Genomic DNA, 26,888 nt, shown 5'->3' with positions numbered 1-26,888 from the left:
CACCTCAATCTATTTAAAATATAAGAGAAAAAAGATATGCAAGATGCATATCTTTTTTCTCTTTCTTACCAGGAAGCTTTTGTTTCGTGATTCACATCATTATAACCATTTAATTTATAGGTATGATTACCAATAGCGTAATCATCTCCATAATAAACGCTTGTGTTGGTCGCTGTTGCACTTACATAAGATGATTTTTTTGCATTATTACTTTTCGTATTCACTAATGAGCCATCGCCATTGAAAGTCCTTGCTTTTGCATAAATATAGTCTTCGGTCGTAGTTGATTTAGATTGAGCAACTGCATATGGGTTACCAAAAAAGGGAGTATAGACGCTAATGTTAGAATCATTCTTAGGTGCAGCTGCAACAGTCAAACTAGAAACATTGGATGTTTTTGTTGATTGAATTGTATCAAAGTCAACTAAAACAGGCTGCTTGTCTGCAGCACCCACCTCTGAGGCACTTGCGTTATTAGTAAAACCAAAACCTAAAACCGCTAACCCTAAAGTTGTCACCGATAAAGATTTTTTCATATTCACTAATTTTCCCACCTTTTTAAATTTTTGAGTTCGAACTCAATTCATACAATATATGAAAATTTCGAAACTCTCAATAATCTATCCGATACTTAACTTTTCTTTTACTTTTGATTTAACATATCTTCATTTTAATAATTTGAATATAGCTTCAATTGCTTAGCGAACATGAAAATAGGGTTACCAATATGAAATTCATGTAAATGTAGATTTACACTTATAGAAGAGCACATGAATGAAAAGTAGGGTGGTAATGAAAGGTGGTTAGAAGCATCGCATCGAATGTAATACAAAAAAATCGGATTATGTATTCATTAATTGTAGCGGCGGAAAAAGAAAAGATAGTAAAGGAGAGTATTAACGGTAAAAACGAAACACGGTATAAATCAATCATGTACGAAGCAATTTTACGTTTGTATGTGGGATTACTTCGTTTGTAAAGTTTAAAGTTGTTATTGTATTCCCTATGTTATTTTTAAATTTTTGTGGGAAACCTATCTGAAAAAGGATGGTGGCAAGAATGACAATTGATCGAGTGTGTACAATAGGACCAGCAAGTAATAATAAAGAAACGTTAGTGCAGTTAATAAAGAATGGTATGAAAATTGTTCGGCTAAATTTATCACATGGCACGCATGAAAGTCATAAAGACATCATTCGTTTAGTGAAATCTTTAGATGACTCTATTAAAATTTTAGGTGATGTGCAAGGTCCTAAAATAAGATTAGGTGAAATGAAGGAAGATCAAATTACACTTAAGGCCGGGGATTCTTTTCTTTTACATACGCAACCAGTCATAGGGAGTAATACAGAAGCAAGTGTGGATTATGTAGGTATTGCGAATGATGTGAAAGTAGACAGTAGAATTTTGATTAATGATGGAGAGGTTGAATTAATTGTTGAAAAGGTAAGTAAGGAAAGAATAGAAACAAAGATCAAGACAGGTGGTAATATCTCATCTCATAAAGGGGTGAATTTACCAGGTGCGACAGTTAGTTTACCGGCTATTACAGAGAAAGATAAAAAAGATATTCAATTTCTTTTAAAGGAGGGTGTTGATTTTATCGCGTGTTCTTTCGTACGAAAACCTAGTCATATAAAGGAAATACGAAATTTTATACAAGAGCATAAAGAAACGTCTCCAAGTTTAATTGCAAAAATAGAAACGATGGAAGCAATCGAGAATTTTCAAGATATATGTAAAGAAGCAGACGGAATTATGATTGCAAGGGGGGATTTAGGAGTGGAATTGCCGTATCAAATTATTCCGCTTTTACAAAAAATGATGATTCGTGAATGTAATCGAACGAATACATATGTTATTACAGCAACACAAATGCTTCAATCTATGGTAGATCATTCTATTCCTACAAGGGCAGAGGTCACCGATGTTTTTCAAGCTGTACTAGACGGGACGAATGCAGTGATGCTTTCTGCTGAAAGTGCATCAGGAGAGCATCCAATCGAAAGTGTGAGAACACTACGTCTCGTTTCGGAATTTGCGGAGCATGTAAAAAAAGATGGTCCTTTTGCGATGAAAGATGTACTGGAATGGCTGCATAAGTCTCTTTAATACATGTAGCTTGGTAAGTGATGAATAAAAAAAGAGGGCGGATATGCATCCCCCTCGAGTTTTTAACGAATATTACTCTTGCTCTTCTTGCTCATCCAAAATCTTATCAAAAGCAGCCGATACTTTATCAAACTCTTCATCATTTTCAATGTATGAAAACTCATTATCTTCTTCTACTTTTAAAAAGAAGATATCAATGTCTTCCTCAGTTTCGGTTTGAATGTCTTCTACGAAGGCAACTGCAATATATTCTGCGCCTTCGACATCCATCGCTCCAAGTACTTCTACTTCCTGATCCTCGTTATTCTCATCACTAAGAGTAAACACTTCGCCAACTTCAATATCAGACATATTCATTCTCCTCCTGTTCGACTCTAAAAAATAGAGCGTTCAAACTGCATACATACTAACATATCTTTCCATGGAAAATCAATTTCATACATAAGAAAAATCAAATTCTACTTCTTTAGTATGAGTATCCAGCAATAAGGAGGAATATTTTTTGAGTGCTATATTACTAAATCCATTCAACAATTGTATCCATAGTCTGTCTTGTTTTATCACGCTTTGGCTCTTCTTTACGGTAACCAAAGGCAGCCATAACGGATACTTCAAAATTATCGTCGTTTACAATGCCTTCTTGACGAAGTAAAGAATCTACTTTCTCTTTATCAAATCCTTCTATTGGACAAGAGTCAATACCAATTTGAGCTGCACTCGTCATCATATTACCTAAAGCGATATAAGATTGTTTTGATGCCCAATCAAATACAGCACGGTCGGATTGTAATAAGTTAAAATCTGATTCCTGGAACTTTTTGAAGAATTCATATCTAATTTTTTGAGTGTCTTCAGGTAATCCAATAATATCGTTCATCATATATTTAATATAATCTGCATCATAATGCATATCTTTAATGTTTCTTGAAAGAACAATGACAAAGTGACTTGCTGTTGCAAGTTGCCCACCAGCACCCCATGAATATGGTTGTAGTTTTTCTCTTACTTCTTTATTTTGTACGATAACAAATTTCCAAGGTTCATATCCAAAAGAAGAAGGAGATAATCTGCCTGTTTCTAAAATGAAATTAAAATCCTCTTCTGAAATTTTTTGCATAGGATCGAACGCTTTACATGCATGTCTGAAATGAAAAGCCTCCATAATTTTTTCTTTTGTCATTTGGTTTGTATTTGTCATAAAAGTTCCTCTTTTCATTAATTTATTTTGTAAGTAAATTATATTTTTAAAGTAACATGGAAACAAGTACGCACATTTATGTGGTATAGTATCAAAAAAGATACTAATGTTAAGGGAAGGGATTTATTATGGATTGTTCAAAAGAAAATAATATAAATTACCCATTTTTAAATAAATATTCTTGTCCAGTGGAAGCGATGGTTGAGGTCATTGGAGGGAAATGGAAAGGGGTTATTTTGTATCATTTATTAGATGGTACAAAGAGGTTTAATGAATTAAAAAGATTAAAACCTAATATCACACAAAGAATGTTAACACTGCAGCTTAGAGAACTTGAAGCAGATGGTATCATACATCGCGAAGTGTACCGCGAAGTACCTCCAAAAGTAGAATATTCGTTAACTGAGCTTGGTGAATCACTTCGTCCAATGATTCTATTAATGATGGAATGGGCAACTCATAATATGGAGAAAGTTTTGGAAAGTAGAAATACACAAAATAAAAGTTAAGAGTTGAAATGGATATAGGAGAGATATGTGAAATAGTTGTAGAAATAAAAGGTGTTTCCATATGTGGAAACACCTTTTATCCCGCATTAACGGGCAGTAAGCCCTCCACCTCAAAATTCAGTGGAAGCAAAGAAGTTAGGTGGGGGTCGGGCTGCCCGTAAAAGCCCGATTGGTGAAGGCTAATAATCAGTGGGGGATGAACAAAACCCCCACTGATTAAAGTTTCACTTTATTTCTATGTTTTTTACTTTTTAACTTCAACTGCTGAAGTTGCAAAGTCACTCAAGTTTGCAGTTTTACCATACCAATCAGCGTGTCTAAAAACAACACCTTTTCCATATCCTTCAGTTGAAGTACGTTCCCATAGCGTTGTTGAATAGCTAGCAGTAGGAGCTGCTGTACGTACAGAAACAATTTGATTTTGCCAACTAGCAGACAAGTTTTTATAACCGCTACTTAGAGAAAAATACTCGCTACCTGTACGTTTATAGAAGTCTGTACTACCAGGTCCGCTCCCTCCAACACCAAGGGGAGTGATTGTATGATTCAACCTTTGTTTATCTTTTTCAATAAAAGACTCTAAACTTTCTTTGTTCGAAAATCCATAAGATAACCAGTCTCCATTTTGATTTTGTTTCGGTAGAACTAAAGTTATTTTTACGTCTTCCTTTGATGGAGCACCCAATTTGTTAAACGAATCTACAGCCTTTTCATCTACAGTTACATATTCGAAAGAGGCAATCGTATAATCCTTTTCGGTACTAGCTAATACTGATCCCAATCCTACAGTTAATGATGAAGCAGCTAACACTGCACCTACTACCAACTTTTTAAGCATGAATTCATCTCCTTTAAACTTAGATTTTTTTGTGTAACTAAAATGTATGTTAATTTAGGTTTATTGTAAATATTTAGAATTTTATAAAAATAAATCGGAATATTCTTTCATTAATCCAAAGTAAGGAATTCGCTTTTCTATTAAAAAAGGATCTACTTAAAAAGTAAATCCTTTTTGGATATTAGCAATAAGGCTAGAGTGTGCTACTGATTTTGCTCTTTGCCGATTCACCTCAAAACTTTACTGAAGCAAAGGAGTTAGCGGGAGGCGTGCTACTTGTGAAAAAGACTTTGGTGTGTGCTAATATAGACAACACCATCCGTAATAAAAGTTTCGCTTTATCCTACTATGAATTACAAACTTCATTTTTAGTAGTGGAAGTAGCGTCTAATAAAAGGAAGATTGCTGCTATAATATGTAGAACGATTGCTATATAAGGAAAGAAGGCAACTAGAGTAACGATAATACCGATATAATGAGGATACGTATTCATGCCTTCTTTTTTAGCTAATAAAAAAGTAGTGATATGTAAAACAATCAATAGTAGTAAAGGTATCCCATATAGGTTAACAAGACTTTGAAATAAATAATAACAAGGAAGTAATAAAAGATGATAGATCCCTGTAGTCCATTTTAGTGCTTGGATGTAGGTTTTCAAAGTTAATCCTCCTAAAACAATCTATATCTTACCAAAAATAATAGGTGATTGGATATTATATATTTGTAGTTTTGAGTAGATTATAATCATTTTATGTAAACTAATTATAGGTTATCTATAAAATAGAAAAACCACCCAAACGAGGGTGGTTTTTATTATAAATAATTACTTAAAGAAGCACGAGGAACCTTCACCTCACTACCTTCTTTCATATTTCTTAGCATAACGGTTTCTGCACTAAGTTCCTCTTCACCAATAATAAGTACATAAGGGATGTTCTCTTTATTGGCATAATTAAGGGCGCGTTTTAGTTTGCGTCCTGCTAGTTCAAGTTCAATTTTCAATGAAGTAGTGGATCGTAATTGCTGGGCAATTTGCAAGCATTGTAATTCTGTCCCGAGTGGGATAATAAATAAGTCCGCTGTAGAGGATTTTGTTTCTTTCTGTGAGAGTGCTGTATAAATAACGTCTAAACCGAATGAAATACCGACTGTTGGATAGTTCATATTATCACCACGGAATGCTCCGATAATATTATCGTAACGACCACCACTACCTATGCTGGATGTAATCGAGCCGTCTTTTAGAAAGATTTCATATACGGTACCTGTGTACATTGTAAGTCCTCGTGCTAGAAACGGATTGAATATAGCATTCTCGTTTATTCCAAGAGCAATTAAATATTGCTGTAATTGTTGTAATTCGTTTATTCCATCGGTAACGAGTTGATTATTGAAAGCTTCTTTAAAGTCAGCAATTGTAAGCTTTAGACAAGATAATACGGTATTACATATCGTATCAGCCATTTCTTCAGTAATTCCACGCCCCAATACATCTTTCCGTACACCATCAATCCCAATCTTTTCAATTTTGTCTAATGATAATATTACGTCACTCATTAATTCAGTAGGGATGTTAATCGCCTGAAGAATACCGTTTAATAATTTTCGGTTATTATATTGGATTGTTACTTCTAAGTTTAACGTTCGGAATAGTTCAAACGCCATGCTCATAAGTTCAGCTTCTGCCATTACAGACTCAACACCGACTATATCAACGTCGCATTGTATAAACTCACGAAATCTCCCTTGTTTAATCGGACCATCTCGAAATACTTTCCCAATTTCATACCGTTTAAAAGGTAGGCGAATATTTGGATTCATCGCCACGACTTTTGCGAATGGAATTGTTAAATCGTAACGTAAAGCAAGCTCACGTTTTCCTTGATCTTGAAGTGTATATATTTCCTTTAAAATTTCATCACCACCGCCATACTTGTAAGACATAAGTTCATACATATTTAACGTAGGTGTCTCTAACGGTTTACAGCCATAACGTTCAAACGTATCTTCACACGCTCTTTTAATTTTATTTCGCAGCACTTGCTCCTCTGGTAAATAGTCCTTTGTTCCTTTTACATTTTTCATTTCCACTGTAATCACTCCTTTTTTAAATTAAAAAAAGCTATGCGGGTATAAAAATACCCACATAGCTTTATGAACGCTTCGTGGGTAAACAGGAAAAGCCCTGTACCCACGAAGAAAAAATTTTCTTCGGATACACGGCGTTACGTATGATGATGAAGTTGGAAAGAAGTATTAAAATTTCGCATTACAAATCTCTCCTTAACATAAGTTTTTCCAAATTATATCAGATGGTTTTTGAAATATCAATATTTTCAGTTTTGAAAAATGCGTGAAGTTATGTAGGAGAAATGGAAAAGGGTGTATAATAAAAGAAAACTTAATAATATGAAATAACCTTTTAAGGAGAAGCACATGAAAAAAGATAAAACGAATGCGATGAGAATATTAGATAAAGAAAAAATTGAATATTCGATGATGTCATATGATCCAGACGATGGGAAAATTGATGGCGTGTCAGTAGCCAAGAAAATTGGACGAGAAGTAAGAGAAGTATATAAAACCTTAGTCGCTCAAGGGAATAGTAAAAATTATCATGTGTTTATTATTCCAGTAGATGAGGAACTGAATTTAAAGGCTGCCGCAAAAGCAGTAAGTGAAAAGAAGATTGAAATGATACCTGTTAAAGATATTACGAAAGTGTCAGGGTATATTCGCGGCGGTTGTTCACCAGTCGGAATGAAGAAGTTATTTTCTACATGTATCGATGAAAGTGCTCAATCACTTGAAACGATCATTGTAAGCGGCGGAAAAATTGGTATACAAATTGAACTTAAAGTGGATGACTTAGCGAAAGTGACGAGAGCCCAGTTTGGTGAGATAACGAAGTAAATATACATAGGGGAAGAAGTTCTAAATATTATGGAACTTCTTTTTATTTTAGATAGATGTTTCTTAACGGTTGCTGTAGGATGATCTAATTAAGTATACGGATTCTGCTTTTTACGGTATAAAACATCAAAAAAAAAGATTTTTCAGTATATAACATTTTAAAGACGAACATTTTTAGAGTGAAATGAAATAATGTTCATATTTATATTGCGTCTACACTAATAGTTTGTTATATTATCCATATAATAATTTTGAATAACATCACTCGTATATACTCGGTAATATGGTCCGAGCGTTTCTACCTAGTTCCCAATGAAAGAACTGGACTACGGGTTAAAGTATTCGGTCGGTTTGTGTATGGAGCAGCTACCGTTCTATAATGTAGCATTGACCTCGTCTTTTGCTTCATTAACTTTGACTACCGTAGTTCTAGAAAGTAGAGATTCTTCTACAATTTCTAGAACTTTTTTCTTTGGGCGAAAACATCGAGCATATGAAACAACAAGAGAAAGAGGAGAGATTATTTATGAAGAACAATATGTTAAAAAAATGTGCTGCCCTAGTAACTACTATTGCATTGTCATCCTCAATACTTGCGGGATGTAATGCGAGTCCAAAACAAGTTGTTGAGGCAAAAAGCAACGAAAAGCCTATCTTAATTCAAGGTCCAATGCCGATAGAAGCAGAAAAATTTGCGAAAAGGTTAAAAAATGTGAAAGAAGAAAAGTCTGGAACATTTGTATTTTATAAAGGAACTGTCGACAATTATCCCGTAATCGTTGCGAAAACAGGTAAAGGAATGGAAAATACAGCAGCTGCTACAGCAGTGGCTATTGAAAAATATAAGCCTATAGCGATTATTAACCAAGGAACATCGGGTGGCCATGATTCTAATTTAAACGTATTTGATATTGTGTTAGGAAAACAAGTTGCAAATATAGGTTCATTAAAAACCACAAATATGGATGAGAATCAAGGGATTGAGCCAACAAAATGGATATCTATGGATTTAATGGCTTCTGAAGGAAGTGCAGGAGAAGATCCAAATGCTGAGAAAATCCGATACTACGAGGGAGATAAGGATTTACTTGCAGCAGCTAATGCAGTGAAAGATACATATACAAAAGGTAAAGTGGTTGAGGGTACGATAGGTTCAGCAGACGTTTGGAATAATGAAGTTGATAGAATTAAGTGGTTCCATACAAAATACGGTACATCTGTAGAAGAAATGGAAGGCGCTGCTGCAGCACAAATCGCAAAAGCTTATGACGTACCATTTTTAGGAATTAGAGTATTATCTAACAATAAAACAAACGGCGGAAAATACAATCCAAATACAGCAGCGGCAAATCAAGAATATGTATATGAAGTAGTTAAAAAGTATATAGCTTCGATGCCAAATAAATAGAAGTAGTTGTATGCTCAACATAAACGTCAATTAGCTCCAAAAGTTTCCGAGACAGATAGATTTACCTTAGGAATGATAGTTGAAAAAGAAAAGCTTGTTTCTTATTGAAAAATATAAGAAATGAGCTTTTTTATTTAGAAAAAATTGAGTAATTAGTTTATAACGTTAATATATAACATTGAATATCGTAATAATATAATGGAGGTGAATGTAAAATGGCTTTTACTACAGGTCCTATTGAAAACTTGGGAAATCAACCTGCTAATGCAAATAGAGTTAGGGTGAAAATCCTTAACCGTACTGCTGGCCCGCTTACTGGAGTAGCTAGAGTTTTTAGACTTGACGGTTCAATAGTATTAATTGAACAGGTGAATTTCAATGTGAATTCTAATGCTTCTACTATTGAAACTCTAAGTTTAGTTCATCCTGCTTTTGGACAAGCATTAGAATATGAAGTTCAAATTGTTCCTAATCAACCTGGTGGACTATATAGTGTGTATGGAATAACAGCTGAAAGTGTTATCATTACTGCACAACGTGTTGTCAATGCAGAATTAACACAGTTTCTTTAATAAAAATAGATTGGTGCCTACATGGTATCCAATCTATTTTTGTACTTATTTTTTAGAGAAAGAAGAGTTTTACACAAAAAATAAAGACAGTTATGGAAAAAGGAAGAGCCGAGCTATCATCTCGATTTGTACGATTGCTGTCCTAGACTCTATCTGTTTTATTGCACGGTTTTCTTTGAAAAATTTATTAAATATGCATAATTGCATAAAAAAATTGAAATTTATAAGTTAACATTAAACTACTTTTTAATTGTAAAGAATAGTTTAATAATCTTTACTAGGGAAGGATATTCCTTGTGAAAAGTGAATTTGTTTGAAAAGTAGATAAACCAAAAGTATGGAAATGATACAGACTGATTAGGGTTTTGTATTAAATAAAAAGAGAAGGGGAATGGAGTTTTAAACGTTTTCGTAGTTTTAGGGAGACCATTTTTAGTAAATGACTTCAAATTATATTTTAAAGGGGAAATGGGTATATGAAGTTTCGAAATACAAAGCTTGCTATGGTTACACTATCTTCATTCTTTATTTTAGGTTCTGCATCTCTATCATTCACAGATACTATACATGGTGAAGTAGCTTCTGTATCACCACAAGAGATGACTGTAAAAAGCTATGACGATACATATTATAATAATGCAATAGGAAAAACGGGTTTGGAATTAAAGAAGGAACTTCATAATATTATTGATGATCATACAAAGTTATCATACAGTGCGGTTTGGGAAGCGCTAAGAGATACGGATGAAGATCCAAATAATAAAAACAATGTAATACTCTTATATACTGGGCGTTCGCAAGGGAAACTTACGAATGGTTCAGGAGTTAATAACTGGAATCGAGAGCATGTTTGGGCAAAATCTCATGGTGATTTTGGAACGGCTGCAGGACCTGGAACAGATCTGCATCATTTAAGAGCGACGGATGTATCTGTAAATAGTTCACGTGGAAATCTGGATTTTGATAATGGTGGTGTAAATCATTCGGAAGCGACAGAATGTAAATATGATAGTGATTCTTGGGAACCTCGTGATAGTGTAAAAGGAGACATCGCTAGAATGCTGTTTTACATGGCTGTTCGTTACGAAGGGGATAGCGGTGAAATAGATTTGGAACTAAATGAAAAGGTGAATAACAATAAAGATCCGTACATGGGGAAACTATCTGTATTACTAAAATGGAATGAACAAGATCCGGTCGATGATTTAGAGCGAAAGCGTAATGAAATAATTTTTACAAAATATCAACATAATCGCAATCCTTTTATTGATCATCCGGAATGGGTAAATAAAATTTGGAACTAAGATTTGTAAAGGTATTATATTTTGTAAGAAGGGATTGATCATAATGATTAATCCCTTCTTACATCTATACTAGAATCAATAATTTTCATAGGATTGGAGAGGTAAATAGAATAGATGTTTTTGTATCATCAAGTTAAGTATATTGTAAACCTTTTAGTACGGTCCCCACTCAATATTCACCCCAATAATAAGAAAAATAAGTCCAATAATAAACCAAATGAATGCAAGAGGAGCCATAAATCGAATCCATTTTCCGTAAGAAATGCCGCTCGCTGCGAGTACGCCCATTAAAACACCGGAAGTTGGATTTAAGCAGTTCACTACACCTTCGCCGAGCATAACAGCTTGTACTGTAACTTGGCGTGTAATGTGCATGAAATCAGCTAATGGAGCTAATATCGGAATGAAAATAACAGATTCTCCTGTCCCAGATGAAATGAGGAAATGTAATGCGGCACTACTTACATACATACCGATAACGCCAAATACAGGGCTATGTCCTTCGAGAGACTGTGCGAGTTGATTAACAATTGTATCAAGTAATTTGCCTTGTTCTAGAATGACTGAAATACAACGAGCCATTCCGACGATCAAAGCACCGTATATGAGATTTTGGCAGCCTGCTAGAAAAGTAGAAGCGATATCGTTCGCTTTCATACCGCCGAATATTCCTGCTGTAATTGCGATGAAAATAAAAGTAGCGGTCATTTCTGCATCTGTCCAATGTAGTCGAAAAGCCCCTATTAAAAATACAATTAATGATAAAGCTGAGACGAGTAAAATTAATTTGTGACGTATTGTCCAAGGAACTTCAGTTTTCTCTATTTCTCTCTCTCTTGAAAGAGCATTACTTGGAAACCAGTTATCGCCGAGTATGCTTCCTTTATTCGATTTTTTTAAACGTTTTATATACCAATTAATATACAAAATGGTAGCAATTAAAAAAGAGATATAGATTGCTGTACGTAACCCAATCCCTGAAAACATCGGAAGTTCTGCGATTTTTTGTGAAATGCCTAAAGGTGAGGGAGATAATATAGTAGCATTAAAACCAGCATAAGTACCTAAATAAATAATTGCTACGCCAACGATAGCATCCCATTTCAATGTGCGTGCAACGATGATGCCGATGGGGATAAAGCCGATAACTGAGTTAACGATAATGCCAGTCGTTCCGAGAAGAGAAAAGAGTGCGGCGACAATACAAATGAAAAGTAATTGCTGATTCCGAAATTTGTTAATCACATGATAGATTAAACCGTCAAGAGCACCTGTTTTTTCAAGAATGGCAATGGCTCCACCTGTAAATAAAATTAAAAAGATGATAGGAGCAGCAAGTGTCATTCCTTTTTCAATAGCGGTAAAAAAAGAAACAAACCCTACTGGCGATTGTGGAACAGAATGGTAACTTCCTGGTATTGTCGTTGTAACAGTACCGTTTGTAACTCTTTTAAACTCTCCAGCAGGGACGAAATAAGTAGCTATGGCACAAAGTAAGGCAATAAAAAATAGTAGTACGTACGCGTCAGGCATTTTAAACTTTCGTTTACTAGTCTGTTTTTTTGCCTCGGTCTGTAATTGCATAAAACTCCTCCTTTTTCACTTGGTTAATTTTTAATATTCTGAAATTTATCTGTGAAATAGATTATAATAAAGCTTGCTTCTTAAGGCAATAGTTTCTGTATCCTTTTCCTACACATACAAATTATTGCAACATTAGACAGGGAAACGAAAATAATCCAAGAATATGTTATATAGAAGGAAAAAAGAAAAGAGGGAAAAAGATGTGGAAAACTACTGATCTATGTGATGAGTTTGAAAAAGAATTACAAATATGTCGCCAGTCTTTTCGATCTTTTGGGAAGAAAGAACAATTCCATGGGAAAATTGCAACGGTAAAAGTAAAGGATGATAATGTATTAGTGAAAGAAGGATTGCAAACATTACCAGAAGGAACGGTATTAGTTGTTGATGGAGAAGCATCTACTAATTGTGCGTTACTAGGCGATAATTTGGCAGCTATTGCAGAAGAAAGAAAGCTAGCAGGAATTATTGTAAATGGATATGTTCGTGATTCTAGTGAGTTGAAAAATATTAATATTGGTATTTTAGCGTTAGGAACGATGCCAAATAGAAGTGTTAAAGAAGGAAAGGGAGAACGAAATATTACATTGCAATTTGGACAAGTGGAGTGGAAGCCAAATGATTATGTTTATGTGGATGAAGATGGCATCATTATTAGAGAAAAAAGTTTGCGTCGTTAAAGGTTAGTAAGTTACTATTCTTAGAAAATAAATCCGATAAAGCATGGACAAAATTCTTTGTCAATAGTAAAATAATACAGAAATTTAAAATTAACAGAATGTATAGGTTTATCGTTTTACGATAACTTAAATGGAAGTAAGTTGTGCCTAAAAAAGTGAATGTTATCACAATGATACGTTCATAAACAAAATTATTTTTCCTATACAAATATAGCCGCGAATGATGCGGGTAGGAGGTGTTGCACAGTTTGTTCGACACTTACAAAAAGAGAGTGTCAATCGCACGCCCTTGAAGGGCCTTTTTTTGTGTAAATGGTAGTAAGGGAGGAAATTTTGGGATGGCAATGTTGAAAAAATGGCTGCTTACGTCGTTAATGGCAGTTATACTTGTATTTGTTTCTTTTGCGAATACAGTACATATTACGTTTGCTGAAGGAAATACAGCAAAACTTGCAATTGTTGGTGAATCACAAAATGGCATTATGTTATGTCCGAAAGAAGAGCAAATTAAAGATGGGGAAACAGCTTTAAGTTTGCTGCAAAAAGTCATGGGGGACAAAGTAGAAGCTGAAACGATGTCGTTTGGAACGTATGTAAAAGGCATTGATGGGCTAATGGCCGGGGCTACAAGTGGCTGGCTGTATGATGTAAATGATAAATCTGCAGAAGTTGGAGCGGATAGTTATAAATTAAAATCTGGAGATGTTGTTGTCTTCCGCTTTGTTTCAGACTGGAGCAATATGAGTCAAGAAACATTACAACAAACATTAGATAAATTTGGTACTTGTAAAACGGTAGAAGAACCAAAAACAGATGATCCAAAACAAGAAAAACCAGAAGAACCAAAGACGGATGATCCAAAACAAGAGAAACCAGAAGAACCAAAGACGGATGATCCAAAACAAGAGAAACCAGAAGAGCCAAAAGCAGATGATCCAAAACAGGAAAATCCAGATGGAACAAAAACACCAGAACAACCAAAGCAAGAGAATATTCAAGTTCCAGCAGCGCAAGTAAACGAAGCAATTTCTAAAACGTCTGAAAAGATGTTACAAGATGGAATAGAGAGTGATTGGGTAGCTCTAGGGCTTTCTCGTTCTGGAAAGAATGTACCAATTGAGGCGCAATTAAATTATGTTAAGGCAGTAACAGAAAAAGTGGAAAAGCGTATAAATCGTTTTTCAGCAACAGATTTAGCTAGAACGATTATTATGATGAATGCAATGAGTGCAGACCCTAAAAAGGTAGGCGGACATAACTTAGTTCAAAAATTGTATGAATCTGATAAAGTAAATTCTGTTACAGGTTATACATTTGCGTTACTTGCCTTTGATACGAATAAATATGAGATTCCAGTCAAAGCAAAGTGGAATCGAGTTGCTTTAGTAGATGCAATTTTAAACACGCAACATACAGATGGTGGCTGGACTTATACTAGTTCAGGTAGTAAAGATAGTGCTAGTAGCGTCGATGTAACAGGTATGGTTTTATCCGCGTTAGCACCTTATCAAGATCGACCAGATGTGAAACCAGCTGTACAAAAAGCTGTTGCGTATTTATATAACGAACAGCTAAAAAATGGTGGTTTTTCTGCTGATGGACAAGAAAATTCTAATAGTACTGCGCAAGCAATTATTGGATTATCACTTGTTAAAGATGTAAATCAAAATCGTCTTCATAAGGCAGTGCAAAGTCTGCTGTCATATCAACTTCCAAATGGTGAATTTAAATGGTTACCAAGTGATCAAAATGGTAACGGAATGGCTACAGAGCAAGCTCTTTTAGCGTTAGTTCAATTTAAAGAAATCGGAAAGTCTATTTATGACTGGTCTAATGTAGGCGATGATGAAGTAATTAAGCCGAAACCGATTGAAGAGCCAGAAAATAAGGTAATAGAAAAAGAAAGTACTGAAGAACCGAAAGAACAAAAACAAATACAACAAGAAACAAAAGATGAAGATGTAAAACTTGTTGTAGATAATAAACCAGTTAATAATGAAAACATGCTACCGAAAACAGGAGCATCTTCTCATAGTACAGCTACAGAAGTAGGTATGGGTGTATTATGTATTGCTTCTGCATATGTATTATGGAGACGTAAAGCAGCTTAACAAAAATTAGGAGCAATGATTTGCTCCTAATTTTTATATGAAAGGTGAGAGAGAACATGAGTAAGATGAAGTGGTTCATTTCTTTAATGCTTTCACTCGGGCTAATTGCCGGATGTGAAGAGGCGGCTGTAAAGCCGGAGAAGAAAGCAGAGCCAAAGCAAGAAGAGGTAGCAAAACAAGAAGAACCGAAAGAAGAAGTGAAACCGGAAGAGAAACAAGCTGAGCCGGAACAGAAACAACAAGAAGAGAAACAAGAACAAAAAGTAGCAGAGAAGCCGAAAGAGGAAAAGCCGCAGGAACAACCTGAAGTAAAGAAAGAAGAGAAACCTCAGGAGCAATCTGCTACTAAACAACCAGAACAACAAAAAGCAAACGAAGAGAAACAACAGCAACCGAAAGCACAGGAAGTAAAAGAAGAAGCAAAGGTTGTCAATCAGCCGAAAGAAACACCAAAGCAGGAGCAAAAGGTAGATCCGAATAAAGAGAATAAAACGATACCGACTCCGCCCGTACCAACTCCTGAACCATCAAAACCAGATCCTGTAACGGTACCTAAACCACAAGCAAAACAAGTTACTATCTCCGTAAAAGGACATGAAGGATACTTATTAGGTGCGAAAAAGGTTGATGTACAAGAAGGTGATACTGTTTATAAAGTGTTGCAGCGTACAGGATTAGATGTTGATGCAAGTGGATCAAAAGATAGTATTTATGTAAAAGGTATTAATGATTTATATGAAAAAGATATTGCTGATACTAGTGGATGGAAATATCGTGTGAATGGTGCATTTCCGAACCGTAGTGCTGGTGTAGTTACAGTAAAACCAGGAGATACAATTGAGTGGGTATATGTATTAAAATAAGAAAGGCATTCGGTAAAGGACTATGAAAATAAGTTTTTCTTCTTTACATCCTTTTGTGAATTTTTTCTATTATATTGGGGTGATGATACTATGTATGATGTGTCTTCATCCTCTTTTTTTAATTGGAGCAATTTTATTAATCGTTATATTAAATGTGATGCAAGGGAATAGCGAAAAGATAAGAAAGATGTTACCGAGCACAATCGTATTCTTTTTTATGGTAATTTTATTTAATTCGTTATTAACGCATAGAGGTCGAACTACGTTATTTTGGTTAGGTGATAGCCGTATTAAGCTGGAGGCAATTATGTTTGGAGTAGTAATGGGGTTATTACTAGTTGCGATTATGTTTACGTTTGCTTCGTATAATGATATTATTTCAAGTCATAAATTTTTATATTTGTTTTCGAGAATTTCACCGAAAGTTGCATTGTTAACGATGATTACAGTGAGGTTTGTGCCTTTGTTTATTAGACGATTACAGAAAATAACACTCGTCCAAAAGACAAAAGGTGTGCAGGTAGATTCAGGTTCAATTGTTGAACGAGTGAAAAATGGCATGCAGTTACTGCAAGTATTATTAATTTGCTCGTTAGAAGATGCACTTCAAACGGCAGATTCTATGCAAGCTCGTGGATTTGGTGTAACGAAACGTACGACGTATATTCGGTATAGAATGGAAAAACGTGATTGGTATACGCTCAGTTATTTAATGATTTTATTTATAACTGCTATCATATGTAGTAAGTATGGCGGAGGAAAATTGATCATTTATCCGAAAGTCGAATCTATTCTATTCCAGCAATACGATGGAATGATGTTTGTAGCATTTACGCTGTTTATTAGTTTACCAATCATAATGGAAGGAAGGGAATGGATATGGTGGCGCATGCAGAAATAAACAATTTATCATTTGTATATGCTGATGAAAATGAAAAAGCGTTACAGCATATTTCTCTTTCTATTCAAAAAGGAGAGTTTATAGCGCTAGCTGGAGGATCGGGATCTGGGAAGACGACATTATTAAAACATTTTAAAAAGGAGTTACTTCCAATTGGTACGCGTTCGGGAGAGATGTTTTATGAAGATGTATTATTAGAAGAAGTACCTGACTTATTATCTGCCCAAGAAATTGGGATGGTATTTCAAAACCCAGAAAATCAGCTCGTAATGGATACAGTGATTCAAGAATTAGCATTTTCTTTAGAAAATATCGGATTACCATCACACATTATTCAAAAACGAATAGCCGAGCTCATTAGCTTCTTAGGATTTCAAGATTTATTGCATCAATCTGTTCATACGTTATCTGGTGGGCAAAAACAACTTGTCAATTTAGCTGCGGTATTAGTTATGCAGCCGAAACTATTATTATTAGATGAACCGACAGCGCAATTAGATCCAATTGCTGCGAAAGAGTTTTTAGGATTGTTAAAACGTATTAATGAAGAACTTGGAATTACGATTATTTTAAGTGAACATCGTTTAGATGAAGTGATACCACTTGCAACACGCGTTGTTTGTATGGATAACGGCCGAATTGTTTATGATGGTAGTCCTAAAACAGTTATAGCGAAAATGTGGAAAGTAGAAAACTTCCGTCCATTTATTCCGCAAATTCCAAGGTTGTTTTTAGAATGGAATGCGAGAGATATTCCGTTTACAGTGCGAGAAGCACAAATGAAAATGAATGACTTTTCAGCGATATCATATGTGAATGAGCAGATGGTACAACGTGAAAAACAAGAAGTAATGTTAAGTGCAGAACACATTTCTTTTCAATATGAAAAAAATAGTCCGCTTATTTTACGAGATTTAACAGTTGCGATTGAAAAAGGAAAATGGGTAGCGCTCGTTGGGAAAAATGGTACTGGGAAGTCTACACTGTTAACGATTTTAGCAGGATTGCAAAAAGCGAGAAGAGGGAAAGTAAAGTGGCATGGTAAAGTGATACATAAAATTGATTCGAAAGAACGATTTAAATGGATCGGGTATGTATCACAGCATCCGTATTATCATTTTACATTTGATACAGTGTGGCAAGAAGTTTATGAACGTGCTCGTGAATTATATGGAGAACAAGGAAAAGAAATAGCAGAAGATATGTTGAAACAGTTTTGGTTACATTCGCTTAAAGAGCGCCATCCACATGATTGTAGCGGGGGAGAGCAACAACTACTTGCATTATGTACAACGTTATTATCAAAACCAACGCTATTACTACTTGATGAACCGACAAAGGGGTTAGACCCATGGAAGAAAGAAAGAGTAGGGGAGCTATTTAGGAAATTACAAAAAGAAGGTACAACCATTGTAATGGCAACGCATGATATTGAGTTCGCAGCGAAATATGTTGATCAGTGCATGATGTTATTTGATGGAACAGTCATTATGAATGATGCACCGAAAGAATTTTTTAGCGGTAACTTCTTTTATACAACATCTATTAATCGATTCATTCGAAAAGAATTGCCATATGCATTAACGTGGGAGGATGTGTACGAAGCGTGTCCAAACGATATATTGCATTCATAATATGTATTTTTGCGTTTATAATAGGCACATTACTCTTTACTACACTCCTCATGGACGGCTATTACATGGTAAGTAGTTTGTTTTTATTAGCTGTTATTATGTTACCTTTCTATATCCGTTTTGAAAGGAAGGCGTTTGTTTCACGTGAAATTGTTCTCGTTGCCGTGTTAGCAGCAATTGCTGCGGTTAGCCGCGTACCATTTTCTATTTTACCAAGTGTACAACCAACTTCCTTTGTCATTATCGTTTCTGCAATCGTGTTTGGGAGTGAAACTGGTTTTATGATCGGGGCAACAGCCGCTATCGTATCGAACATTTTTTTAGGACAAGGTCCGTGGACGCCGTGGCAAATGTTTTCGTGGGGTATGATTGGTTTTATAGCTGGACTATTACGTAATACATTTTTCATGAAAAAGCTATGGGGAAGACTCCTATACGGATTAATTGTTGGATTTTTATTTGGTTGGATTATGAACTTCTGGGGACTTCTCGGTTTTATACGAGAAGCAACGTGGGAAACCGTCATTGCGTACTATGTCGCGAGTTTTTACTTTGACTTAAGTCATGCGATTTCAAATGTTATTTTCCTACTACTATTTAGTACGTCATGGATTACGATTCTCACAAGGTTTAAAAAGAAATACGGTATATTAGATGAGCATAACATGACATAGAAAAGCATACTTATATAAGGTAGGGTCGCGACTTACATATTCGTTTGCCTCTTTCATGCTTCTTACATATTGTAAGGAGCATTTTTTATTGTCAAAAAATAGATCCAATATACATCCGTTATTATATAAAATTATTTGTATAATAGTAGGTGAGAACTTCTTTCAAGAGGGAGGTGTATAGTTAATGAAGTTAGTTATTCCGAAGCAACATGGTGCATGGGCCATGCTTGTTATCCCATTTCTATTAAGTGTCATACTTGGGAAACCTACTTTTTATCATATTCCATTGTTTTTAGCTTGGTTCTTTATCTATTTAGCTACGTATCCATTTCTCATATACATAAAACAAAAACGAAAAAAAGAGTTTTTACATGCAGCAATTGTATATTTTATTATTGCGTTCGTATTTGGGATGATTTCTCTATTATATGAATGGCGAATTCTTTTATTCGTAGCAGCAATGATTCCATTATTTATAGTAAATATGTATTACGCTCGTCAAAAGAATGAAAGAGCACTGCTAAATGACATTTGCGCAATCATCGTTTTCTGTATAGGTGGTTTAGTTAGTTATTATTTTTCAATGAAACTCATAGATAAAACAGCTTTATTTATTGCGCTTATTTCATTTTTATATTTTTTAGGAAGTACGTTTTATGTGAAGACAATGATTCGTGAAAAAAATAATCCGAAGTATCGTATTATATCATGGGGTTATCATATCGTATTAACGATAATTATATTTGCTATCAATCCATGGTGCTCTCTTATTTTTATACCAAGTGTCATTCGAGCAATTATGTTGTATGGCAAAAAAATTTCTATCATAAAAGTAGGGATTTTAGAAATTGTTAATTCTGTATATTTTTTAATCATAACGGCAATAATTATGAAGTATGCCATTTGAAAAAACTTCCCACCTTATGATGGGAAGTTTTTTTCAATCTTGTTCTAAAATGTGAACCGTGTAATCACAGCGTTGAATAGCTTGTTCGATCGCATAAAGAGATTGCTCAATACGAGCACGATTAAAATCTTTTTCGACAGTCTGTAATGCTTCTTCTAAACAATGTTTTGCTTCTTGTAATGATTGAAAAGAATCTTGTACATATCCGCGAGCATTTTCGTGCATTTCATAATCCTCCTTGCATATTCATATATGTATAGTATGAACAGGAAGAAAGAAAATATAATTTGTTGTATTTGTTTGACAATTGAAATGAAATTACGTATAGTAAGATTTAAGTGAATATTTTCTTATCCAGAGAGGTGGAGGGACTGGCCCGATGAAACCCAGCAACCGCGATGCAGGTGCTAATTCCAGCAGAACATATTTGTTCTGGGAGATAAGACGAAGATATATACGTAACTTCTTCTTATCGGAGAGGTTTTTTTGTTGCAAAAAAACCGATTACGAAAATTTATATTAAGAAGAAAGGGGTTGCGGATTACTGTGACACTCGAAAAATACGTAAAACTGCGTAGTACAGTTTATGAATATATGATAGAGCAAGATAAGCCAATATCATTGTTAGATATTCAAGAACATATCGTTTCGCATCATGAAGGAAAATTCACGAAAAAAATGTTACATCAATTTTATTTATCAAGACTATTAGATGAACTCAAACTGGATGGGAAAATTACATTAGCTGATGATGAATATCTCTATACTGAAAAAGGGGTATTTTATAAGGCGAGAAAAGGGAGCTAGTCTCTCTTTTTTTCTTGAAATAGCGAAGTATGTAGAGTAAAAGACTGCTAATGCAGCCTGATACAGGGAATGGTGTTGAGTGTGTAGTGTCAAAAATTGAATGTGCCTGAAAGAGGCAATTCATATCGGCTGCAAATGAAAAGAGACACCTCCGCCGAATAGGTGTCAGTCGTTTTGTCACGTAGACTCGCTACTTGACAGTTATTAGAATAACATGCAGGTTTTTTGAAGTCAAAAGGGAATTAAAGGAAGAGGTGCAAATATGTACACTTACTTATTAAAAGATATAACGAAATGGATCCCAAAGTACATTATAGATAAGGGATATGAATATTATGAAGATGGACATGTAGAAGATGTTGAAATACAAGACAAGAAAGTAATTGCTTTCGTTACTGGAAATGCAGGGAATTATGAAATAATTATTGATCTTGAAGATTTTACAGAAAGTAGCTGCGAGTGTCCTTATGAGAATCTTTGCAAGCATATGGCGGCAGTTGTTTATGATATTCAAGGTGCTGGTGAACGTACGGTGAAAGAGAAACTGAAAGATTTAGACAAGGAAGAGTTACTTACCGTATTAAACCGTTTATTACAAAGTTCGAAAAACGTACAAATTGTAGAGAAGATGTTAAAGAAGGGGAAACTTTAACTATAGAGGGAGTTGTTTTGTAGTGAATGTACTAATTGTATACGCTCATCCTAGTCCTTCCAGTTTTAACGCGGCGATTTTAAAGCATGTGCAAAAAGGATTACAAGAAACAAATCATTCGGTTACGGTACTTGATTTATATAAGGAACAATTTGATCCAGTCCTTGTATTTAATGAAGAGAAAAAAAGACGCGATTTAGTAAATGAAGAAGAAACAGCTTGGTACAGAACGTTAGTGGCAGAAGCAGATACTCTTTTATTCATATATCCGATATGGTGGTGGGGGATGCCTGCTATTTTAAAAGGGTTTATTGATCGCATTTTCGTAGCTGGATTTGCTTATAAATATGAAGGTGCCTTGCCGAAGGGCTTATTGAAAGGAAAGAAGGCGTGGGTAATTAACACGTTAGATTCACCGTTATGGTACGTCGCCCTATTATATCGATCAGCAGATTGGATTATGATGAAGAGAGGTGTGTTACGTTTTTGCGGCATTCGCGATATAAAACGATCTGTTTTTCAATCTGTGAAAACGAGTAAACGAGAGAAGCGGGAAAAGTGGTTATTACAAATAGAAGAAAAGGCTCGTACATTATGAATGAAATTGATCGTATTATAAATTGTTGTCAGTATGATAACGAACTTTTTCGTACCTATATTAATTGCATAATCCAATTGAAGAAATATAGTGAAACGTTTCAACAAATGAAGATCCAATTAAGAAATGATTATTTAATAAGAGGGATTTGTGAAAGAGAAGTCGATGAGGTAGTAAGAGGAAGTAAAGAGTATGAAACGTATTTTCTTCCTAAAGCGTTACAGTGGAATTTCTTGAGGGAAAATCCATATCTGATTGAAAAGATATGTGAAGATTTTTTTGCATTTGAGGCATTACATCTTACCGATATAGAGTGGGAAACGATTGTAAATTGCATGGGAAATAAGTGATTTATTATGTAAAAAAGCTAGTATAAAACTAGCTTTTCGTTTAAATAAATAAGAAGCATAGACTAATGATAAATCCTGCATATAGTAAGTTCACAACGCAAAATCCCATAATATCACGAGCACCTAAACCAGCTATCGCTAACGCTGGTAATGCCCAGAAAGGTTGAATTAAATTCGTCCAAGCATCGCCCCACGCAATTGCCATTGCTGTTTTTGCAGCAGGTACACCAAGTTCAGCACCAGCTGGAATCATAATGGGTGCTTGTACAGCCCATTGACCGCCACCAGATGGAACAAAAATATTAACGATGCCAGCACTTAAAAAAGTAAAGAGTGGGAAAGTCGTTTCGTTTGAAATACTAATAAAGAAATTAGAAATAGCTCCTCCAAGAGAAAGTCCTTCACTATTTACTCCAATCATCATACCCATAATTCCTGCGTAAAACGGAAACTGAAGTAGAATGCCAGAAGCACTTTTTGTAGAGTCTGAAAAAGCGCGAATATATTGAATCGGAGTCCGGTGAAAAATAAGACCAGCAATTAATAACATAAAAATAACGATATCGAGTGTAAGGTTAAAACCTTTCGTATAAAAGTAATTGAAAATATAAATGAGACCTAATAACCCAACGCAAAGTGTAATAATGATGCTATTTTCCATTTTCTCAGCGACTGTTTTTGGCTCTACTTCTTGAGCAGCAGCTTCTTCATGAAATACGCTAGGATCTACTGTTACCGTATGTTTTTCATCGGGATGCATTGCCCTGTTAATGAGTGGCATCGTAATGAGAAAGATAATAACTGGAACGAGAGCGTATGGTGAGAATAACGTTTCTGTTATTGGAATCGCTTCTTTAATACTTCCAGCTGTCGTTTTAATTAACGTTTCACCGCCCGTAGCTAACGTAAGAGGGATAGAAGCGGAAAGACCCGCATGCCAAATGAGAAATCCAGAGTAAGAAGAAGCAATTGCTAATCTGTAATCTAATCCTTCAAGTTGTCTTGCAACTTCTTTTGCATATAAAACAGATACAACAATACCAAATCCCCAGTTTATGTATGCACCAAGTAAACTTACAATTGAAATGGCAATAATACCTTGGCCATTCGTTTTCGGTAGCCTGGCAGCTTTCGTTAACCCCTTTTTAATAAGAGGAGCGTTCGCTAAAGCAGATCCAGTGACAAGTACTAGTGCCATTTGCATAGAAAAGGCGAGAAGTCCCCAAATGCCATTACCCCAATGATTAATCATTTCGACCGGTGTTTGGTGAGTTGCAAACATGCCGAAGAAGATAACAAAAACAGTTAATAAACATGATAAAATAAACGGTTCTGGCAAGAAACGTTGCACTAAGGCGACGCAACCATTTGTAAAGGAACGAAACAAAATAGATCAACCTCCTTATGTATGTTTCTTACAATGTTCGAGGTTGTTTGGAGGATAACCTTTAATGAATAGAAAATTCTGATATTTATAGATTTTTGTTGTAATGTATTGATAGATTGAATTTATATTTCAAAACGTTTTTTCATTTTGATTTGAAATATTTTTAAGAGGGGGAGTACTACATGCCTTTCAATATAAGAGGAACGAATGGAGCAAATGCTTATTTCTACCTGTAAAAAAATGAATGAACTTATAGGAGCATTGTAATGAATATAAAAGAGAGGTGAAAGGATTGGTAAGGAGAAATTTGAATGTATTTACTAAAATATCCTCTTTGACAGCGATTGCTACGATTATTATCTTACCAATTTACAATTTATTAAGTAGTGTAGACGATAGTGGGAATTATATGATAAGAATGTTAGTATTACTCACATTCTATCTTTCTATATTTAGTGTACCTGTAAGCATTCTTTCAATGTTCAGCACAGAGAAATTAAGTAAAAGAATTTTCGCTTTAGTTGTAAATGTATTACCTATAAGTCTTATCATTTATGCTTTGATTATGGAATTTATAGATGAATTTGTCAGACTAGCACCTTAGTTAAAAAGGGCTCTGTAACACCCCATTGACGGCATGTTTTAAATCCTCGACCGATAATTGCTGAATATGTAACATAAACCCTGCACCAAGTTCGTATACTCGTCCAGCGATTGTGTGCTGATCATTTATTAAAGGGAGCATAACTAGAGGGGCTTCAAAATAAAGTGATTCACTTATGCTGTTTATCCCACAATGGCTAATATTGTGCGCATGTTTGTTTCAAAATCATTTGCTGAATACTAGACACTATTATCTCCAAGTTCTATTAAATTGTGCACTAATCTTAACGTTGGATTTAGGTGTCACATGAAGTGAGTTGTTTTTATCGTTGTGGGGGACACCAAAAGCTCAGGGTGATGGGCATATGGTTCTATTCCATCATCAATCTAGCAAAAAAATGTTCTTCCTCCAATATGTAATATTGCATATAAAAATGAATTGATGCAAATGTAAAAGCTTATTATAATGAAGACATAAATATTCAACACATCTTTAATACAACAAAGAGGAGGAAGTAATATGGAAATCGCAATGGCAGTTTTGAAATTTTTAGGTGGGGTAATTCCGTTAGTTCAAGAACTTTTAAAAGCATTTATGTAAGTTTATTAATTAGCAATCATTATCATATTTAATATAAAAAAAGAACGGGGTGATTTTTCTGAAAATTACGAAAAATAATAAAAAAATAAAATTCCTAGCATGTGTATTAGTTAGTTTATGCACTATTCATTATTCATCTATTTCTTTCGCGGAAACGCAAACAGGTAATGCAACTGATGCAACAAAAAATGCTAGTGACATTAATAATGGTATAGCAAATTTAAAGTATGATAGTAGAGATATTTTAGCAGTAAATGGTGATAAAGTAGAGAGTTTTGTTCCGAAAGAAAGTATCAATTCAAATGGTAAATTTGTAGTAGTTGAGCGTGAAAAAAAATCACTTACAACGTCACCGGTCGATATTTCCATTATTGATTCTGTAGCTAATCGTACGTATCCAGGAGCAGTACAACTTGCAAATAAAGCTTTTGCCGATAATCAACCTAGTTTATTAGTGGCTAAGAGAAAACCTTTAAATATTAGTATAGACTTACCTGGAATGAGGAAAGAAAATACGATATCTGTGCAAAATCCGACATATGGTAATGTGTCTGGAGCAGTAGATGATTTAGTGTCTACTTGGAATGAGAAGTATGCATCAACACATTCGTTACCTGCAAGAATGCAGTATACAGAGTCCATGGTGTATAGTAAATCACAAATCGCAAGTGCTCTTAATGTCAACGCTAAATATCTTGATAACAGTCTAAACATTGACTTTAATGCCGTTGCAAATGGAGAGAAAAAAGTGATGGTTGCAGCATATAAGCAAATATTTTATACCGTAAGTGCTGAACTACCTAACAATCCATCAGATCTTTTTGATAATAGTGTTACTTTCGGTGAGTTAACTCGTAAAGGGATAAGTAATGCGGCTCCGCCTGTTATGGTGTCAAATGTAGCCTATGGCAGAACCATTTATGTGAAATTAGAAACAACATCTAAGAGCAAAGATGTACAAGCTGCTTTTAAAGCGTTACTTAAAAATAACAGCGTCGAAACGAGTGGACAGTACAAAGATATTTTTGAAGAAAGTACCTTTACCGCTGTAGTATTAGGCGGAGATGCAAAAGAGCATAACAAGGTTGTTACAAAAGATTTTAATGAAATCCGAAATATCATTAAAGATAATGCAGAGTTAAGTAAAAAAAATCCAGCATACCCAATTTCATATACGAGCACTTTCTTAAAAGATAATGCAACTGCTGCTGTTCATAACAATACAGATTATGTTGAGACTACAACTACAGAATATTCAAGTGCTAAAATGACGCTTGATCATTACGGTGCATATGTTGCTCAATTTGATGTATCTTGGGATGAATTCTCATATGATCAAAATGGGAAAGAAGTACTAACACATAAAACTTGGGAAGGAAGCGGCAGAGATAAAACTGCTCACTTCTCTACAGTTATACCACTTCCACCGAATTCAAAAAATGTAAAAGTCGTAGCGAGAGAATGTACAGGTCTTGCATGGGAATGGTGGAGAACAATTATTAATGAACAAAATGTTCCATTAACAAATGAAATAAAGGTTTCAATTGGAGGAACGACATTATACCCAACTGCTAATATTAGTCATTAGGTTGGAGCGAAGCGCCCTGTTTACAGGGCGCTTTTTTACTTGTTTGAAAATATATCGGTGTTTTTAGATGTATCATAATCAATTCGCAAATCTT

29 protein-coding genes and 2 riboswitches are annotated in these 26,888 nt (G+C 34.8%); of the genes, 19 read left to right on the top strand and 10 right to left on the bottom strand.

Going from position 1 to position 26,888, the window contains the following annotated elements:
• Nucleotides 1-65 precede the first annotated feature (65 nt).
• Complete coding sequence (locus ACS2MN_RS09910; protein WP_088054978.1) at nt 66-542, bottom strand: XoxI protein; 477 nt, start codon at nt 540-542, stop codon at nt 66-68.
• 257 nt (nt 543-799) lie between these two features.
• On the opposite strand from ACS2MN_RS09910, the gene ACS2MN_RS09905 reads away from it, so the two are divergent.
• Together ACS2MN_RS09905 and ACS2MN_RS09900 are read left to right on the top strand one after the other, a co-directional pair.
• Nucleotides 800-979, top strand: a complete 180-nt coding sequence (locus ACS2MN_RS09905; RefSeq protein ID WP_000252449.1) for a hypothetical protein — start codon at nt 800-802, stop codon at nt 977-979.
• A gap of 68 nt (nt 980-1,047) precedes the next feature.
• Nucleotides 1,048-2,112 carry a pyruvate kinase gene (locus ACS2MN_RS09900; RefSeq protein ID WP_015000734.1) on the top strand — a complete coding sequence of 355 codons (1,065 nt, stop codon included), beginning with the start codon at nt 1,048-1,050 and terminating at the stop codon, nt 2,110-2,112.
• 72 nt (nt 2,113-2,184) lie between these two features.
• Here the strand turns inward: ACS2MN_RS09900 and ACS2MN_RS09895 are convergent, their stop codons facing one another.
• Both ACS2MN_RS09895 and ACS2MN_RS09890 read right to left on the bottom strand, forming a co-directional pair.
• Nucleotides 2,185-2,469, bottom strand: coding sequence for a DUF1292 domain-containing protein (locus tag ACS2MN_RS09895; protein WP_002039126.1), 285 nt, complete (start codon nt 2,467-2,469; stop codon nt 2,185-2,187).
• A 160-nt stretch (nt 2,470-2,629) separates the two neighbouring features.
• Entirely contained in the window at nt 2,630-3,310 is a 681-nt protein-coding gene (locus ACS2MN_RS09890; protein WP_000185744.1) for an NAD(P)H-dependent oxidoreductase, read from the bottom strand.
• A gap of 128 nt (nt 3,311-3,438) precedes the next feature.
• Between ACS2MN_RS09890 and ACS2MN_RS09885 the strand changes: the two genes are divergently transcribed.
• Nucleotides 3,439-3,819: a winged helix-turn-helix transcriptional regulator gene (locus tag ACS2MN_RS09885; protein ID WP_061529481.1), complete on the top strand. Its 381-nt coding sequence runs from the start codon at nt 3,439-3,441 to the stop codon at nt 3,817-3,819.
• Between the two features lie 244 nt (nt 3,820-4,063).
• Here ACS2MN_RS09885 and ACS2MN_RS09880 read toward each other — a convergent pair whose 3' ends face one another.
• The 3 genes from ACS2MN_RS09880 to ACS2MN_RS09870 all read right to left on the bottom strand — a co-directional run bounded on the left by ACS2MN_RS09880 (nt 4,064) and on the right by ACS2MN_RS09870 (nt 6,748).
• The gene (locus tag ACS2MN_RS09880; protein ID WP_000914494.1) at nt 4,064-4,657 is read right to left on the bottom strand and encodes a hypothetical protein; all 594 of its coding nucleotides are present in this window, start codon (nt 4,655-4,657) and stop codon (nt 4,064-4,066) included.
• Nucleotides 4,658-5,003: 346 nt separating this feature from the next.
• Nucleotides 5,004-5,315, bottom strand: a complete 312-nt coding sequence (locus ACS2MN_RS09875) for a hypothetical protein (protein ID WP_000860716.1) — start codon at nt 5,313-5,315, stop codon at nt 5,004-5,006.
• A gap of 155 nt (nt 5,316-5,470) precedes the next feature.
• Nucleotides 5,471-6,748, bottom strand: a complete 1,278-nt coding sequence (locus tag ACS2MN_RS09870) for a histidine--tRNA ligase (RefSeq protein ID WP_088054976.1) — start codon at nt 6,746-6,748, stop codon at nt 5,471-5,473.
• A gap of 345 nt (nt 6,749-7,093) precedes the next feature.
• On the opposite strand from ACS2MN_RS09870, the gene ybaK reads away from it, so the two are divergent.
• The 4 genes from ybaK (at nt 7,094) to ACS2MN_RS09850 (ending at nt 10,854) form a co-directional block, all read left to right on the top strand.
• Nucleotides 7,094-7,570, top strand: coding sequence for a Cys-tRNA(Pro) deacylase (gene ybaK / locus ACS2MN_RS09865; RefSeq protein ID WP_000710873.1), 477 nt, complete (start codon nt 7,094-7,096; stop codon nt 7,568-7,570).
• 245 nt (nt 7,571-7,815) lie between these two features.
• Nucleotides 7,816-7,919: riboswitch (purine riboswitch) on the top strand.
• A gap of 177 nt (nt 7,920-8,096) precedes the next feature.
• Nucleotides 8,097-8,978 (top strand): 5'-methylthioadenosine/S-adenosylhomocysteine nucleosidase, encoded by an 882-nt coding sequence (locus ACS2MN_RS09860; RefSeq protein WP_346994489.1) that lies wholly within the window; start codon nt 8,097-8,099, stop codon nt 8,976-8,978.
• A 215-nt stretch (nt 8,979-9,193) separates the two neighbouring features.
• Entirely contained in the window at nt 9,194-9,550 is a 357-nt protein-coding gene (locus tag ACS2MN_RS09855) for a hypothetical protein (RefSeq protein ID WP_000896124.1), read from the top strand.
• A 476-nt stretch (nt 9,551-10,026) separates the two neighbouring features.
• A complete protein-coding gene (locus ACS2MN_RS09850; protein ID WP_002044171.1) occupies nt 10,027-10,854 on the top strand; it encodes an endonuclease I family protein in 828 nt (275 codons plus the stop codon).
• A gap of 153 nt (nt 10,855-11,007) precedes the next feature.
• Here ACS2MN_RS09850 and ACS2MN_RS09845 read toward each other — a convergent pair whose 3' ends face one another.
• On the bottom strand, nt 11,008-12,438 hold the full coding sequence (locus ACS2MN_RS09845; protein ID WP_198130340.1) for a YfcC family protein: 1,431 nt from the start codon (nt 12,436-12,438) through the stop codon (nt 11,008-11,010).
• 200 nt (nt 12,439-12,638) lie between these two features.
• Here ACS2MN_RS09845 and rraA point away from each other — a divergent pair, with 200 nt between their 5' ends.
• From rraA to ACS2MN_RS09810, 7 genes are all read left to right on the top strand, one after another.
• Complete coding sequence (gene rraA / locus ACS2MN_RS09840; RefSeq protein WP_000266032.1) at nt 12,639-13,118, top strand: ribonuclease E activity regulator RraA; 480 nt, start codon at nt 12,639-12,641, stop codon at nt 13,116-13,118.
• 338 nt (nt 13,119-13,456) lie between these two features.
• The gene (locus ACS2MN_RS09835) at nt 13,457-15,229 is read left to right on the top strand and encodes a DUF4430 domain-containing protein (protein WP_346994490.1); all 1,773 of its coding nucleotides are present in this window, start codon (nt 13,457-13,459) and stop codon (nt 15,227-15,229) included.
• 56 nt (nt 15,230-15,285) lie between these two features.
• Complete coding sequence (locus tag ACS2MN_RS09830) at nt 15,286-16,092, top strand: DUF4430 domain-containing protein (RefSeq protein ID WP_088054973.1); 807 nt, start codon at nt 15,286-15,288, stop codon at nt 16,090-16,092.
• 22 nt (nt 16,093-16,114) lie between these two features.
• Nucleotides 16,115-16,993 (top strand): energy-coupling factor transporter transmembrane component T, encoded by an 879-nt coding sequence (locus ACS2MN_RS09825; RefSeq protein ID WP_043322070.1) that lies wholly within the window; start codon nt 16,115-16,117, stop codon nt 16,991-16,993.
• Nucleotides 16,966-18,627: an ABC transporter ATP-binding protein gene (locus ACS2MN_RS09820; RefSeq protein ID WP_346994491.1), complete on the top strand. Its 1,662-nt coding sequence runs from the start codon at nt 16,966-16,968 to the stop codon at nt 18,625-18,627. Before ACS2MN_RS09825 ends, ACS2MN_RS09820 begins: the two co-directional genes overlap by 28 nt.
• Nucleotides 18,600-19,301, top strand: coding sequence for an ECF transporter S component (locus ACS2MN_RS09815; protein WP_002093568.1), 702 nt, complete (start codon nt 18,600-18,602; stop codon nt 19,299-19,301). Before ACS2MN_RS09820 ends, ACS2MN_RS09815 begins: the two co-directional genes overlap by 28 nt.
• Nucleotides 19,302-19,485: 184 nt before the next feature.
• On the top strand, nt 19,486-20,208 hold the full coding sequence (locus ACS2MN_RS09810; RefSeq protein WP_000779957.1) for a YwiC-like family protein: 723 nt from the start codon (nt 19,486-19,488) through the stop codon (nt 20,206-20,208).
• Between the two features lie 33 nt (nt 20,209-20,241).
• On the opposite strand, the gene ACS2MN_RS09805 is transcribed toward ACS2MN_RS09810, so the two are convergent.
• On the bottom strand, nt 20,242-20,433 hold the full coding sequence (locus ACS2MN_RS09805) for a hypothetical protein (RefSeq protein ID WP_000545000.1): 192 nt from the start codon (nt 20,431-20,433) through the stop codon (nt 20,242-20,244).
• Nucleotides 20,434-20,555: 122 nt separating this feature from the next.
• A riboswitch (SAM riboswitch) is annotated at nt 20,556-20,654 on the top strand.
• Nucleotides 20,655-20,694: 40 nt separating this feature from the next.
• Between ACS2MN_RS09805 and ACS2MN_RS09800 the strand changes: the two genes are divergently transcribed.
• The 4 genes from ACS2MN_RS09800 to ACS2MN_RS09785 all read left to right on the top strand — a co-directional run bounded on the left by ACS2MN_RS09800 (nt 20,695) and on the right by ACS2MN_RS09785 (nt 22,615).
• On the top strand, nt 20,695-21,015 hold the full coding sequence (locus ACS2MN_RS09800; protein WP_073990648.1) for a hypothetical protein: 321 nt from the start codon (nt 20,695-20,697) through the stop codon (nt 21,013-21,015).
• 262 nt (nt 21,016-21,277) lie between these two features.
• Nucleotides 21,278-21,667, top strand: a complete 390-nt coding sequence (locus tag ACS2MN_RS09795; protein WP_346994492.1) for an SWIM zinc finger family protein — start codon at nt 21,278-21,280, stop codon at nt 21,665-21,667.
• 22 nt (nt 21,668-21,689) lie between these two features.
• On the top strand, nt 21,690-22,265 hold the full coding sequence (locus tag ACS2MN_RS09790) for an NAD(P)H-dependent oxidoreductase (RefSeq protein ID WP_001101665.1): 576 nt from the start codon (nt 21,690-21,692) through the stop codon (nt 22,263-22,265).
• Nucleotides 22,262-22,615, top strand: a complete 354-nt coding sequence (locus ACS2MN_RS09785; RefSeq protein ID WP_001002311.1) for a hypothetical protein — start codon at nt 22,262-22,264, stop codon at nt 22,613-22,615. The genes ACS2MN_RS09790 and ACS2MN_RS09785 overlap by 4 nt, the downstream gene beginning before the upstream one ends.
• A 40-nt stretch (nt 22,616-22,655) precedes the next feature.
• Here ACS2MN_RS09785 and ACS2MN_RS09780 read toward each other — a convergent pair whose 3' ends face one another.
• Nucleotides 22,656-24,002 (bottom strand): short-chain fatty acid transporter, encoded by a 1,347-nt coding sequence (locus ACS2MN_RS09780; RefSeq protein ID WP_087950413.1) that lies wholly within the window; start codon nt 24,000-24,002, stop codon nt 22,656-22,658.
• A gap of 604 nt (nt 24,003-24,606) precedes the next feature.
• Nucleotides 24,607-24,807: a glycosyltransferase gene (locus tag ACS2MN_RS09775; protein ID WP_195755606.1), complete on the bottom strand. Its 201-nt coding sequence runs from the start codon at nt 24,805-24,807 to the stop codon at nt 24,607-24,609.
• Between the two features lie 448 nt (nt 24,808-25,255).
• On the opposite strand from ACS2MN_RS09775, the gene ACS2MN_RS09770 reads away from it, so the two are divergent.
• Nucleotides 25,256-26,794 (top strand): thiol-activated cytolysin family protein, encoded by a 1,539-nt coding sequence (locus ACS2MN_RS09770; RefSeq protein ID WP_346994493.1) that lies wholly within the window; start codon nt 25,256-25,258, stop codon nt 26,792-26,794.
• Nucleotides 26,795-26,888 lie beyond the last annotated feature (94 nt).

It is taken from the genome of Bacillus cereus group sp. BceL062 (assembly GCF_051780025.1).
Classification (GTDB): Bacteria; Bacillota; Bacilli; order Bacillales; family Bacillaceae_G; genus Bacillus_A; species Bacillus_A toyonensis.
The sequence above is the reverse complement of the archived record's forward strand: the minus strand, read 5'-3'. Positions and strand labels throughout refer to the sequence as shown.